At 65.7% G+C, this 12,367-nt stretch carries 12 protein-coding genes; 5 read left to right on the forward strand and 7 right to left on the reverse strand.

What is annotated here, in order from left to right; translation table 11 throughout:
* Nucleotides 1–117 precede the first annotated feature (117 nt).
* Together IEY49_RS07025 and IEY49_RS07030 are read right to left on the reverse strand one after the other, a co-directional pair.
* Nucleotides 118–1,059, reverse strand: coding sequence for a heme o synthase (locus tag IEY49_RS07025; protein ID WP_229780684.1), 942 nt, complete (start codon nucleotides 1,057–1,059; stop codon nucleotides 118–120).
* Nucleotides 1,056–2,054 carry a COX15/CtaA family protein gene (locus IEY49_RS07030; RefSeq protein WP_189005885.1) on the reverse strand — a complete coding sequence of 333 codons (999 nt, stop codon included), beginning with the start codon at nucleotides 2,052–2,054 and terminating at the stop codon, nucleotides 1,056–1,058. Before IEY49_RS07030 ends, IEY49_RS07025 begins: the two co-directional genes overlap by 4 nt.
* 187 nt (nucleotides 2,055–2,241) lie before the next feature.
* Here IEY49_RS07030 and IEY49_RS07035 point away from each other — a divergent pair, with 187 nt between their 5' ends.
* The 3 genes from IEY49_RS07035 (at nucleotide 2,242) to IEY49_RS07045 (ending at nucleotide 4,148) form a co-directional block, all read left to right on the forward strand.
* On the forward strand, nucleotides 2,242–2,715 hold the full coding sequence (locus IEY49_RS07035) for a DUF420 domain-containing protein (RefSeq protein WP_189005887.1): 474 nt from the start codon (nucleotides 2,242–2,244) through the stop codon (nucleotides 2,713–2,715).
* A gap of 68 nt (nucleotides 2,716–2,783) precedes the next feature.
* A complete protein-coding gene (panB, locus tag IEY49_RS07040; protein WP_189005890.1) occupies nucleotides 2,784–3,605 on the forward strand; it encodes a 3-methyl-2-oxobutanoate hydroxymethyltransferase in 822 nt (273 codons plus the stop codon).
* Nucleotides 3,606–3,779: 174 nt separating this feature from the next.
* A complete protein-coding gene (locus IEY49_RS07045; protein WP_189005893.1) occupies nucleotides 3,780–4,148 on the forward strand; it encodes a helix-turn-helix domain-containing protein in 369 nt (122 codons plus the stop codon).
* Between the two features lie 70 nt (nucleotides 4,149–4,218).
* Here the strand turns inward: IEY49_RS07045 and IEY49_RS07050 are convergent, their stop codons facing one another.
* From IEY49_RS07050 to IEY49_RS07060, 3 genes are all read right to left on the reverse strand, one after another.
* Nucleotides 4,219–5,526 carry a Glu/Leu/Phe/Val family dehydrogenase gene (locus IEY49_RS07050; RefSeq protein ID WP_189005896.1) on the reverse strand — a complete coding sequence of 436 codons (1,308 nt, stop codon included), beginning with the start codon at nucleotides 5,524–5,526 and terminating at the stop codon, nucleotides 4,219–4,221.
* A 114-nt stretch (nucleotides 5,527–5,640) separates the two neighbouring features.
* Nucleotides 5,641–6,885, reverse strand: a complete 1,245-nt coding sequence (locus IEY49_RS07055) for a Glu/Leu/Phe/Val family dehydrogenase (protein WP_189005899.1) — start codon at nucleotides 6,883–6,885, stop codon at nucleotides 5,641–5,643.
* A 341-nt stretch (nucleotides 6,886–7,226) separates the two neighbouring features.
* Complete coding sequence (locus IEY49_RS07060) at nucleotides 7,227–8,201, reverse strand: polyprenyl synthetase family protein (RefSeq protein WP_189005902.1); 975 nt, start codon at nucleotides 8,199–8,201, stop codon at nucleotides 7,227–7,229.
* Nucleotides 8,202–8,306: 105 nt separating this feature from the next.
* Here IEY49_RS07060 and IEY49_RS07065 point away from each other — a divergent pair, with 105 nt between their 5' ends.
* On the forward strand, nucleotides 8,307–8,906 hold the full coding sequence (locus IEY49_RS07065; protein WP_189005905.1) for a hypothetical protein: 600 nt from the start codon (nucleotides 8,307–8,309) through the stop codon (nucleotides 8,904–8,906).
* Between the two features lie 155 nt (nucleotides 8,907–9,061).
* On the opposite strand, the gene IEY49_RS07070 is transcribed toward IEY49_RS07065, so the two are convergent.
* Nucleotides 9,062–9,766, reverse strand: a complete 705-nt coding sequence (locus IEY49_RS07070) for an aminotransferase class IV (protein WP_189005908.1) — start codon at nucleotides 9,764–9,766, stop codon at nucleotides 9,062–9,064.
* The gene (locus IEY49_RS07075) at nucleotides 9,763–11,655 is read right to left on the reverse strand and encodes a chorismate-binding protein (RefSeq protein WP_189006545.1); all 1,893 of its coding nucleotides are present in this window, start codon (nucleotides 11,653–11,655) and stop codon (nucleotides 9,763–9,765) included. Before IEY49_RS07075 ends, IEY49_RS07070 begins: the two co-directional genes overlap by 4 nt.
* A gap of 162 nt (nucleotides 11,656–11,817) precedes the next feature.
* Here IEY49_RS07075 and IEY49_RS07080 point away from each other — a divergent pair, with 162 nt between their 5' ends.
* Nucleotides 11,818–12,273, forward strand: coding sequence for an RrF2 family transcriptional regulator (locus IEY49_RS07080; protein ID WP_189005911.1), 456 nt, complete (start codon nucleotides 11,818–11,820; stop codon nucleotides 12,271–12,273).
* Nucleotides 12,274–12,367 lie beyond the last annotated feature (94 nt).

The raw sequence follows: 12,367 nt of genomic DNA on the forward strand, positions 1-12,367 counted from the left end.
CCCAGATTGAAGGGCAGGCAAGTGTCCTGCCATATCACGACGTTGCCGGGCTAAGAAGAAAGCAGCACAGGCGGCCCCCTGTTCTGGAAGCCGCCTGAAAGCTCTGTTTATTTCGCTTTACAGATGAGCAAAGACGATCCGGTCTACCGCCGCCATTACGAACAGCAGCGCCAGATACAGCATGGAGTACAGATACAACGGCACCGCCACCCGGCGTTCTACCGCGTTTCCGTCCATGACATGCCGGTAAAGGCGCCACGACAGCACCATCAGCCAGCCGCCGAGCAGGGCAGCGGACAGGAAGTAGATCGCCCCAACCTCACGGAAAAACACCGGCATCACGGACAGGACGACCGTATAGATGGCATACAGGCCGATCTGTGCCACAGTCAGTTTGTCACCGTGCACCACCGGCAACATCGGAATGCCGACCTCGCGGTACTCGTCTTTGATCATCAGGGCCAGGGCCCAGAAGTGCACCGGCGTCCAGAAGAAGATGATGGCAAACAGGAACCAGGCGAACAGATTGAGGTCCCCGGTCACGGCCGCCCAGCCCACCAGCGGCGGGAAACACCCGGCTGCACCGCCCAGCACGATGTTGTGCCAGGTGTTGCGCTTGAGCCACAACGTGTAGACCACAACGTAGGTCAGGAAGCCGGCCAGACTCATCCAGGCGGCCAGCGGGGTGGCCCAGATCCACAGCATGACAAAGGACAGCACCTGCAGAGTGGCGCCGAACGCAGCGGCCTGACGGCTGGTGATCAGGCCACTGCTGGTGGGACGCTTGGCCGTACGTGCCATTTTCAGGTCGATGTCCCGGTCGATGATCATGTTGAATACGCCCGCTGAACCGGCCGACATGTACCCGGCCAGCGACACCACCACGAGCAGCCCCAGCCCGGGCCAGCCCCGCTGGGCCATGAACATTGCCGCCAGCGTGGTCCACAGCAACAGACTGATGACCTTGGGCTTGGTCAGCGCCAGATAGTCCCGCCAGGTGGCCCGCAACGGGCTGGTCTGGACTGCGGAGGGCACGGCCGTCTCCGGCACTGCGGTCACGCGCCCTGCCCCTGCACACCAGAGACGGTGGAGGGGGAACGGAGGGACAGGGCAGTCAGGGCGCGGTACACCAGCATCACGGTCACAAGCCACATCATGCACGCCAGCAGCAGATGTGTCAGTTGCATCCATCCCGGGGCCTTCAGGGCGACGTTGGCAAAGCCGGCCAGCATCTGCACGGCAATGGCCCCAGAGAGCCACAGTCCCCAGCGCCGCACCTGTGCGTCCGGGCGCAGCCGAAAGAGCCTGGAGGCCATCCACAGCAGGTAGGCACTGGTCAGGATCGCCAGCATCGGGTGAAGCACTCGCAGGTTCTCGATCAGGGTCGCCGTGGCCGCGTAGTCACGCTTGACCGTCTCGATGGGGGTACTGCCGTCGGCCGGCAGGAACAGCAGGTCGCCGAGCGCTGTCACCGCGCCGGCCATACCCAGCACCAGCAGCAGTCCCAGGCCCGCGCCCCCCAGCCAGACGGCCTGTCCCTGCTGCCTGAGCCGAAGCGCCGGCCGTCCTGAGGCCCACAGGGCCGTCAGCAGCAGGGCACCCAGCAGCACAAAGGTGTTGGCCAGATGAATCCCCTGCACGAATCCACGTGCCGGTTCGGTGCTGTCGGCCGTCAGGCCCAGCCGGACCTGCACCCCGCCCACCAGCCCTTCAAGCAGGATCAGGCCGAAGCTCAGCACGGCCCCAAGGCGCGCCGGATGACGCGCCGGTGTATGCCGGAAGGCCAGGAAAAGCAGCACCAGGGCCAGCACACCACTCAGCCCGCTGGTCAGGCGGTGGCTGAACTCGATCAGCGTATGCACCGTGGCGTCTTGTGGCACGACCAGGCCGTTACACAGCGGCCAGTGGTCACCGCAGCCGGCGCCGGCACCGGTAATCCGGACCACCGCGCCCCACAGAATGACCAGTACGTTGTAGGCCAGCGCACCCCACGCCAGCCGGGGCAGCCAGAGGCTTGGTGTGGGCCGGGTGTCCGTGCCAGGGGTGGCCCTCAAGGTTGAGCTCAATTCATTCACCGTCCCTTCCGCGGGGTCCCGGGGCAGAAGTTGGCGCCTCACCGGGACCGGTGCGGTCCTGCCGGCATTCTAGACACCTCACCGGGCTGAGAATTGTCCCCCGCCGCACGGACACCCCCGCAGTCAGACACCTGCCCCGGGGGGTGACCCGTACACTGGCGCTGTTATGGCAGAAACGATTAATCAATGGGCGGTCTTCACGATCGTTCTGAGCGGGCTGGCGCTGATGGCCGGGGTGTTCCTGATCCGGGGAGGCAACCGCGAGGCGCATATGAAGGCCATGCTGCTGGCCAGTGGTCTGGCCACGGTGTTTCTGGTGCTGTACCTGACCCGGCTGGGCCTGGGCTACGAGAAGAAATACATCGGTCCCAACCGGGGTGCTTACCTGGCGCTGCTGATCAGCCACATCATCCTGGCGGCGGCGAACCTGCCGCTGGCCCTGCTGGCCCTGTGGAACGCCTGGAAGGGACTTAAGGCGGCGGGCAACCTGCGCAACATCGACCTGCCGGCCGCCCGTGGCTACTTCAACCGGCACCGCGCGTGGGTGCGCTGGACCGTGCCGGTGTGGCTGTATGTGGCCGTCACCGGCTGGATCATCTATCTGCTGCTGGGCCGCTACGGAGAAGTGATCAAGGCCTGAGAACCGGCATGGAAACAGGGCGCGGGGCTGGTACAGGCCGCCGCGCCCTGTTCTGCTACGCTCGCCGCATGAAACGCAGTATCCCAGAGCTTTTGCAATCCGAGCAGCCCCTGGTGATGGTGACCGCCTATGACTATCCGGGCGGCCTGCACGCCGAGGCCGCCGGCGTGGATCTGATTCTGGTCGGCGACAGCCTGGGCAACGTCGTCCTGGGGTACGAGAGCACTGCGCCCGTAACCCTGGGAGACATGATCCATCACGGTAAGGCCGTACGCCGTGGGGCCCCACAGACCTTTCTGGTGGTGGACATGCCGTTCGGGACGTACCACACGGGCGTGACCGACGCCATGCGCAAAGCCGTCCGGATTATCCAGGAGACTGGTGCCGACGCCGTGAAAATGGAGGGCAGCACCCCGGAAGTTCTTCAGGTGGTCGATACCCTGACCCGCAACGGTGTCCCGGTCGTCGGGCACGTGGGCCTGATGCCTCAGACGGCCACGGCTCAGGGCGGATTGCGGGTCCAGGGCAAGGATGACGACACGGCGCGCCGGACTCTCGAAGGGGCGCTGGCTCTGGAAGCAGCTGGGGCCTTCTGTGTGGTTCTGGAAGCCATCCCCGCGCGGCTGGCCAAGCTGATTACCGAGCGGCTCCGGGTACCTACCATCGGCATTGGTGCTGGGATCAACTGTGATGGACAGGTGCTGGTAACCCACGACCTGCTGGGCATCTACGAAGGCGAGGAAAAGAAGATCGCCAGGCGCTACGCCGAGGTGGGCCGGGTGTCCCGCGAGGCCATCGCGCAGTACGCTGCCGAGGTGCGCCGCCGCGAATTCCCCACGCGCGAGAACAGCTTTGTCATGAAAGACGACGTGCTGGACAAGCTGTACTAAGGCTGCTCCAGAGTCAACCGGTCGCCTGGAACAGCGGCCGGTTCGTCTTTTATGTGTTTCCAGACGGGGAGTCTGCTGCCAGATCTAGGGCTATCTGTAGCTATCTTACGTTAGATATTGACAAATTTCATTAGATGACGCAAGATGGCACCAGTTGCAGGGAGGCGACCGGAGATGGACGAAGTGATGACCCTGGAAGAACTCGCCGCGTACCTGAAGGTCAGTGAGACGACCGCCTACCAGCTCGTCCGTGGAGGCGGAATTCCAGGGCGCAAGGTGGGTCGGGAATGGCGGTTTCTCAGAGCGCGGGTAACAGAGTGGCTGATGCAGGCCGGGCAGGAGGACAGCATGGAAAACAGTGGCGTGGTTCAGCGAGACGGGTTTGGCGGCGAGTTCATGGTGGAAGACGGGCAGGAAAAGGTGGCGCTGTGGTTACCCATGACCCGCGAGGAAAAGGCCCGCCAGATCGAGAAGGCACAGCGCGAAGGCATCAACGTCAGCGATCTGGTCGCGGCATACCTGCGCGACTGGGCACAGGCCTGAGCATGGCCAGATATTGAAGAAGGGCCACACCGCCTAAGGTGTGGCCCTTCTTCAGATGCACAGCCTGGGTTCAGGGGTAGAGGCCGCGCAGGGCGCGGGCTTCAAGGACCCGGGTGCAGGCGACGATGTACACCGCCGTGCGTAGGGTGACGCCATGACGCTCCTTGACGTCCCACAGGCTGCGGAAGGCGTCCTGCATGATGCGGTCAAGGCGGTTGTTGATCTCGTCCTCGGTCCAGAAGAACGAGCTGAAGTCCTGCACCCACTCGAAGTACGACACTGTCACGCCACCGGCGTTGGCCAGCACGTCCGGAACCACGGTGACCCCACGCTCGGCGAGCAGGTCATCGGCCGCCGGAATGGTGGGTCCGTTGGCCCCTTCGACGATCAGGCGGGCCTGAATGCGTCCGGCGTTCTCCAGCGTGATCTGCTTTTCCAGTGCCGCTGGAATCAGTACGTCACAGGCCACGTCCCAGAACTCGTCACGTTGCAGGGTGTCGGTCCCCTCCAGACCGGTGATCGAGCCACTCTGGCGCAGGTGGGCCAGGGCCACCGCGGGATCAATCCCGGTCTCGCATGCGATGGTGCCGGTCACGTCCTGGATCGCCACGATCTTCGCGCCGTGCTCGTGGAAGATGCGCGCGGCCGCCTCGCCCACATTGCCGAAGCCCTGCACGGCGATACGGGCGCCCTGCATCGGCATGCCCAGTTTGAGCATGGCCTCGGCGCCGGTGACGAACACCCCGCGTCCGGTGGCGTCGGCGCGCCCCAGCGAGCCGCCCAGGGAGACAGGTTTACCGGTGACCACGCCGGTGGCGGTGCGGCCCACGTTCATGGAATAGGTGTCCATCATCCAGGCCATCGTCTGCGGGCCCGTGTTCACGTCGGGCGCCGGGATGTCCTTCTCCGGCCCGATGATCAGCCCGATCTCGGTGGTGTAGCGCCTGGTGACACGCTCGAGTTCCCCGGTGCTGTACTTGCGCGGGTCGATGCGGATGCCGCCCTTGCCGCCGCCGTAGGGCAGGTTGACGGCGGCGTTCTTGACCGTCATCCATGCCGAGAGGGCCATTACTTCGCTGAGGGTCACGTCCTGGTGGTAACGCACGCCGCCCTTGGCGGGGCCGCGCGAGGTGTTGTGCTGTACGCGGTAGCCCTCGAAGTGCGCCACGCTGCCGTCATCCAGGTGGACCGGCACGTCCACCACCAGAATCCGCTTGGGCCGCTTGAGGGTCTCGACCCAGTAAGCGAGCTTGCCCAGGTACGGCGTGACGCGCTCGACCTGCTCCAGAAAAATCTCGTAGGGGCCGATGTTGTTGGGGTCCAGATAGCTGGGAATCTCGTGCTGGCGGGTGGACTTGGGGTCCTGGGTCGTGGTCATGGGTGGACACTCCTTGGGGAGGAAAAGGAACGCGGGCGGCTCCTGGGGGGGAAATTCAGATGGTGGTCCAGGGCGCGCAGACTGGTGTGCTGGTGCCGTGGAGCTTGAAGCTGCTTACGGATACACCCCGCGCATGACCGTGGCGTTGTTCAGCCGGTTCAGGGCGATAGCATAGGCGGCAGTGCGCATGTTGACGCCCTGCTGGGTCATGAAGGCCAGTACATTGTCCAGCGCCGCATTGACACGCGAGTCCACCGCCTTCTCGATCTCGTCCTCGGTCCAGAAGAAGTTGCTGGCGTCCTGCACCCATTCCAGGTAGTTGACGACCAGACCGCCGATGCTGGCCACCAGATCCGGCAGCACGACCACGCCCTGCGCTTCCAGGAAGCGTTCGGCTTCGGGCATCACGGCGCGGTTGGTGGCTTCCACGACATAGCGGGCGCGAATGGCGTGGGCGTTACCGGCATGAATGGCGCCGTAGTCGTAGGCCAGCATCAGCACGTCCACATCCAGCTCGGCGACTTCGTCGGGCGTGATGCTCATACCGAAGCCCTGCACGGTGCCGTGCATCTCGCGGTAGGCCACCAGGGCGTCAAGGTCCAGGCCACTGCTGGCAAAGGCGGCGCCGTCCTGGTCACTGACCGCCACGACCAGGGCGCCCTGCGCGGCCAGCGTCTGGGCCGCACGCCGGCCCACGTTGCCGAAACCGTACACGGCGACCCGGGCCCGGTCTATGCTCTGGCCCCCGGACTCCAGCACCCGCACAGCCACCAGCGCGGCGCTGCGCCCACGGGCGTCCTTGCTGCCGTAGCTGCCTCCCAGGGTCAGAGGTTTGCCGACCACCACACCATTTTCGGTTTCCCCGGTGTTCTCGCTGTAGGCGTCGAGCACCCAGGCCATGATCTGCTCGTCGGTGCCGACGTCGGGCGCCAGGATGTCCTCGTTGCGGCCGATCAGCTCGACCAGCTCACTGGTGTAGCGCCGGGTCAGGCCCTGGATCTCATGTGGGCTCAGGATAGACGGGTCTACATCCACGCCGCCTTTGGCCCCGCCCAGCGGCAGGTCTGCCACGGCGGCCTTGAGCGTCATGATGGCGGCCAGCACCTCGCATTCGTGCGCGTTCAGACCGGCCTTAAAGCGGACGCCCCCCATGCTCGGGCCGCGCGCGGTGCTGTGAACGGTGCGGTAGCCACGAAACACCTGTACTCGGCCGTCGTCCATGCGTACGGGGAGGTTCACGCTGAGGGTGCGCTTGGGGTATTTGAAGTAGGCCAGGGACTGATCCGTGACCTCGCAATACGGCAGCGCCTGCTGGAGTTGCTCCATGAGGCCCTGCCAGTTGAGTCCTGATGCCCGCATTCGTACGGTCTCCTTTGAAAAGGGGCTTTGCCTGGGTGGTCCAGGGCAGCATACATGGCCCCGCCAACCTATATAGACAGGTGCCCCGAGCCGTCTTCGAGACGCGGGAGAAACCCCGGCCAGGACGGACTTCCGGTTTGAGCAAACCCCACACGTTCTACTCGCCTGGCGCGCAGGCGTCAAGGCGCATGCACTCCCGCCCAGGCGTGCGAAACCTTGAACCGGTTCCACCATAGAAGCCGCCAGGCTGTGCTGCCCGGACCCTGGCAAATGTCAGGTGTGTGCTTGACCCCCGCCAGATTGTCCAGATTGACCGAACACCTGCAGGATCCGTGGTGAAGTCAGTGAGTACGCAGGATTTCGCGCTGGGCCATGGCCAGCAGGGCAGTACGCGCTTCCGTCGGAGGCAGACTTTCCAGAGCCTCAGCAGCCAGCCGGGCCCGCCGGCGGATCTCCTCCCGCGTTTGTTCCAGGGCGCCGCATTCCCCGGCCAGCATCTGCATCCGTTGCACATCTCCCGGTTGCGCGGCGCGGCGTTCCAGCACCTCGCGCACCTCGTCAGCGTGGGGACCGTCCAGCATCAGCAGGGTCGGCAGGGTCGCTTTGCCCTCGCGCAGGTCGCCGCCGACCGGCTTGCCGATCACGTTTTCCTGGCCCGCCAGGTCGAGCAGGTCGTCTTGCATCTGAAATGCCAGACCGTACTCGCGTCCGAAGGTGGTCAGCGCCTCGCGCTGAAGCGCTGAGCTGCCCAGCAGCATTGCCGGGGCGCAGGCGGCCAGTTCGGTCAGGGCGGCGGTCTTGCCGTGGATGATGTTCAGGTAGTGCTCCAGCCGGTAGTCAGCGTAGGCCGCGACCTGAAACTGCAGCACCTCGCCCTCACAGATCTGCGAGGCGGTTTCGCCAAAGGCGCGGGTCAGCGCCGTACCGGAAGGCATTCCTGCAAGCAGCGTGAGCAGCCGCGCCAGCATGAAGTCACCGCTCATGACGCTGACCACGTTGCCAAAGCGCCGGAAGGCGGCCTGCTGGCCGCGGCGGGTGTCGGCGTCATCGATCAGATCGTCGTGCAGCAGCGACGCGGAGTGCAGCAGTTCCACACACACGCCCAGGTCCACCACCCCGGACCACTGGGGCGAGCCTGGACCCACACCAAGCGCCTGCGCAGCCAGCAGGGTGATCATAGGGCGGGTGCGCTTGCCGCCGGCCGCCACCAGGTCGTCACCAATCAGCTCGATAAATTCCACGCGGGACCGCAGCACCTCACGCAGACGCGTTTCAAACGCTGCGTCGGGGAGGGCCACAGAAACCACGTTCACCATGAGGGGCAGTATAGGAAAAGGGGGTAGGGTGAAACGTACCGGACCTTTCCCTTACGGTGCTTTGTCCCTCGCGTTTCAGACAGGCCTCATGGTAGAAATGCGGGCATGGAAAGCGTCGTTGCCCTCTTCCGCGAGCCGCGCCAGGCCCAGGCGGCCCTGGAAGCGCTGCAGTCACGCGGCTTTGGCCGTGAACACCTGGGCTTCTCCCTGGCCGATACCGTGATCGAGCGTGATATTGCGCAGGCCACCGGCATCAGCCCCGAAGCCGGGGAACCCGGAGGCAGTGCCAGCGTGATGCGTGGAGCCTTTCTAGGTTTGGTCGGCGGGCTGGCCCTCACCGTGCCGATCTGGCTGCTGTTTCTGATTATTCCCGATACCCGGATCTACAGTGACGGCGGTCTGACCTCCATGCTGTTTGGTGCGTTGGGTGGCCTGGGGATTGGCGGCCTGTTCGGTGCGCTGACCGGTTCGGACCACGGAGACTACGTCAAGCTGCTGCGCCGTATGGGGGTGCCGGCCGCGCATGCCGAGCGCTTCGCCAACGGACTCAAGTCCGGTAATGTCCTGGTCATTGCCCGTGACCCGGCCGGAACCCGTGCTGACGAAGCCCTCAGGCTGATGCGTCAGCACGGTGCCGTGAGGCTCGAAGACGTTCACGGTGGCGGGCGCCTGCAAAGCGAACGCAGCGGTCAGGACGGGCACTAAAGTATCGGTCAAGCGGCATCTTTTCGCCCGAGCAGATCGCAAAATCACGCCGCCGAGACTCTGTGTTCTCGGCGGCGTGATTTGGAGAACCGTTATAAGGCATGTTCTGAAACCCTTGAACAGGCGGCGAGGCGGGCTTCCCTCGCCGCCTGTATTCAGTCCGGATCAGGCCAGAGCAGGGCAGGGTCGGTGGCGTCGGGCCAGTGGACCCGTAGGGACCGGACACCCGCAGGCGTCTCCAGCTCCGACACCGGGATCACTCCCACCCCACTGCCACAGACCCAGGCGGCCGCGACCTCGGCCAGTTCCTCACGGTGCACGGGCCGCTCGACATGGAGCGTGTCCCGCAGGTACAGGGCGCGGGTCACGCCAGGAAGGCCTCCGGCTGGAACCACCAGCTGGCCGTCCAGATGCAGCAGCGGAGAGGTCCGGCTGCCGTCCACCACGTGACCGGCAGCTGTCTGGAGCCAGCCCTCGTAGGCCTCTGCGGCCGCCTGCATGGCCAGCCGGTACGGCAGATAGTTGCCGGTTTTATAAACAGCGAGCTGGGGATGAACCTGCACGTCGGTGAGGCGGACCCGCACGCCCGCTTCAGGTCTGGGGCCTGGCTGCAGGGGGCGGTGAGACAGAAACGTACCACCTGCTGTTACTGTGACGCGTGCGAGGCCCCAGGGCAATGGCTCGAATGGCAACAGGTCTGGATCAGGGTTAGGCAGTCCAAGAAACCTGCAGGTGTCCTTCAGGCGGCTGAGGTGCGTGGACCAGTGCAGGGCCTGACCATAGCGCGTGCGTACGGTGGTGAACGCGGTCGCTCCGTGCAGCCAGGCTGGGTGGTCAAGGTGATGGGGCAGGGGTTTCATGGGCGGCGCGCGGACGGATCCGACAGCCGCAGCCAGTTGCCCAGCAACGTGCGCCCCGCCGGGCTCAGCACGCTTTCGGGATGAAACTGGACTCCCCAGGCCTGCTGCCCGGGCGCCCGCAGCGCCATGACCTCACCGTCGAGGCTGCGGGCCGTGACCAGCGGGTCCGGCAGCCCGCGCACCACCAGCGAGTGATAGCGCCCGAACGGGGCTCCCGGAGCCACGCCTGCAAACAGGTCGGTGCCCCCATGGCTGATCCGGGCCAGACGACCGTGCACCGGTTGCGCCCGCGTCACCTCGCCGCCCAGCACCTGCCCCAGCGCCTGATGGCCAAGACAGACACCCAGCAGCGGGACGCCACGTTCCAGGCACAGCCGGGTCAGCGGCAGGGTGCAGCCGCTGGAGTCCGGCGTGCCGGGTCCCGGCCCTACCAGCACTGCGTCCGGCTGGGTCTCCAGCAGCGCTCCGGCCTCTTCATCCTGCGAGCGCACTTCTACCTGAGCACCCAGGCTGAGCAGGTCGTGCACCAGATTCCAGGTAAACGAATCGCGATTGTCCAGCAGCAGCACGCGCAGTCCTGGCATGCTGGCTGGAGCTTGCGGTGGAGCCCAGACCCGGCCCGGAACAGGCGGTGCGGTCGGCTGGGCGGCCCGGCCTGGCACCCCTGAGAGCACACTCAGCAGGGCCTGGGCCTTGTGAACCGTTTCCTGCGCTTCGCGGGCGGGATTGGCGTCGATCACGGTGCCTCCGCCCGCGCGGACCTCCACGGTCCAGTGGTCCGGGGCACCGGCCCGGGTGAATGCGGCCGTCCGGATCAGGATGTTCAGGTCCACGCGCGCCCCGCTGACTACCCCCAACCCGCCGGTGTACCAGCCTCGTGGCCCGGGTTCCAGTGCGTGAATCGCCTCCATCACCCGCTCCTTGGGGGCGCCAGTGATGGTGCCCCCTGGAAAGGTCGCGGCCAGTACTTCCCGGAGCGTCACGCCTTGCCGCGCCTTTGCCTCGACTTCCGAAACCAGGTGCATGACGTGGCTGTAGCGCTCGACCAGCATCAGGTCCGGGACATGCACCGTGCCCGGCGCGGCCACCCGCCCCAGATCGTGGCGCACCAGATCCACCAGCATGGTGTGCTCCGCGACCTCCTTGGGACTTTCTCGCAGTTCCGCCTCGAAGGCAGTGTCTTCCTGCAAAGTTTCGCCGCGTCTGCGTGTGCCGGCAATGGGCCGGGCACTGAGGGTCTCGCTTTCCCAGAGCACCAACCGCTCGGGGCTGCATGACACGACCACCTCGTCGCCCAGGTCAGCGAACGCCATAAACGGGCTGGGATTGAGCTCCCGCAGACGCAGGTAGGCGGCCAGGGGATCCCCCTTGGCCCCGGCCCGCACCCCGCGCGAGAGGTTGACCTGATAGACCTCGCCGGCGCGGATCAGCTCCTGAACGGCCCGCACGCCGGCCGGATAGTCCACGTCATCGGCACCGAACGGGCCGACCTGCAGGGCGGGGACCGTAGCCCCGGGTCCTTCCAGCACCGCCTTCCAGTCCACGTGGGGCTCGCCTACTACGCTGAAGGTCCCGGCTTCACGGTCCCACAGCAGCCCCGAGGGGTACAGGCCCCACCACATGGCCGTGCCCCGGGGTGGATGCACACTGAGACCGAACTCGCGTGCCGCCTCGTACTTCAGGCCGCCCAGCCATGCTGGAAACAGACTGCCTCCCTGGGGCCGTTCCGGGAGTTCCGTCTGGACCGCCTGCGGCCAGGCACTCAGCAGCGAGTAGCGGCCATACGGCACCACCGGCCCCAGCGACTCCAGCAGGATCAAGCCGGGCGCGCCGGCTGCCCGCAGGCGCAGCAGCACGTCGGCTGGCGAGAGGTCTGGCCTCGTGGACATCTTCACGCGCCGGATTGTAATGGTCCAGGGCGCGGGGGACGCTGGAACAGAGCCCAGTCACGCGAATAGAGCAGAGGGCTTTAGTTCTGAAGCCACTCTGGAAACCTTGAGCCCGGTCTAATTCCCTACAATTGACCCGGAATTAAGAGGTACAATTTGAATATGTGGGTGTCGACCAAAGCACAGTATGGCCTTCGCGCCCTGATCGAGATCGGCCGCCGCGACGGTGAGGCCGTGCCGCTCAAGGACGTGTCCGAACGTCAGGGCATCAGCCAGCACTACCTGGAGCAGATTGCCAGCAACCTGCGCCGGGCCGGATTTATCAAGAGCATCCGTGGGGCGCACGGTGGCTACCGGCTGTCGCGGCCGGCCGCTGATATCAGCGCCTATGACGTGGTCACCGCCATGGAAGGCAGCCTGGCGCCGGTGTCCTGCGTGGAAGACGACCATACCTGCGACCATCAGAACGTCTGCGGCACCCAGAACCTGTGGCACCGTGTGGACGCGGCCCTCAAAGACGTGCTGGGCAGCACCACCCTAGCCGACCTGATCGTGGAGAGCGAGCAGCTTCAGCATGCCCGCCTGGTGCAGCTCGACCCCCATTATCCCAGCGCCTGAACCTGTCTTCTCCGGGCCGGACCTGAGCAGCGATACTTGCAGGTCTGGCCCGCGCACGTCATACTGCCCGGGCCGCAGGTGCGGCGTCCCCGGG

Origin of the sequence: Deinococcus malanensis (assembly GCF_014647655.1) — a bacterium.
In the GTDB taxonomy this organism is placed as follows: domain Bacteria; phylum Deinococcota; class Deinococci; order Deinococcales; family Deinococcaceae; genus Deinococcus; species Deinococcus malanensis.

What these genes read in the sequence shown, in the direction of transcription:
- IEY49_RS07060 (WP_189005902.1), bottom strand. Translation starts at nt 8,201, where the DNA reads ATGGTGAACGTGGTTTCTGTGGCCCTCCCCGACGCAGCGTTTGAAACG.
- IEY49_RS07070 (WP_189005908.1), bottom strand. Translation starts at nt 9,766, where the DNA reads ATGAAACCCCTGCCCCATCACCTTGACCACCCAGCCTGGCTGCACGGA.
- IEY49_RS07080 (WP_189005911.1), top strand. Translation starts at nt 11,818, where the DNA reads ATGTGGGTGTCGACCAAAGCACAGTATGGCCTTCGCGCCCTGATCGAG.
- IEY49_RS07035 (WP_189005887.1), top strand. Translation starts at nt 2,242, where the DNA reads ATGGCAGAAACGATTAATCAATGGGCGGTCTTCACGATCGTTCTGAGC.
- IEY49_RS07075 (WP_189006545.1), bottom strand. Translation starts at nt 11,655, where the DNA reads ATGTCCACGAGGCCAGACCTCTCGCCAGCCGACGTGCTGCTGCGCCTG.
- panB (WP_189005890.1), top strand. Translation starts at nt 2,784, where the DNA reads ATGAAACGCAGTATCCCAGAGCTTTTGCAATCCGAGCAGCCCCTGGTG.
- IEY49_RS07055 (WP_189005899.1), bottom strand. Translation starts at nt 6,885, where the DNA reads ATGCGGGCATCAGGACTCAACTGGCAGGGCCTCATGGAGCAACTCCAG.
- IEY49_RS07065 (WP_189005905.1), top strand. Translation starts at nt 8,307, where the DNA reads ATGGAAAGCGTCGTTGCCCTCTTCCGCGAGCCGCGCCAGGCCCAGGCG.
- IEY49_RS07045 (WP_189005893.1), top strand. Translation starts at nt 3,780, where the DNA reads ATGGACGAAGTGATGACCCTGGAAGAACTCGCCGCGTACCTGAAGGTC.
- IEY49_RS07050 (WP_189005896.1), bottom strand. Translation starts at nt 5,526, where the DNA reads ATGACCACGACCCAGGACCCCAAGTCCACCCGCCAGCACGAGATTCCC.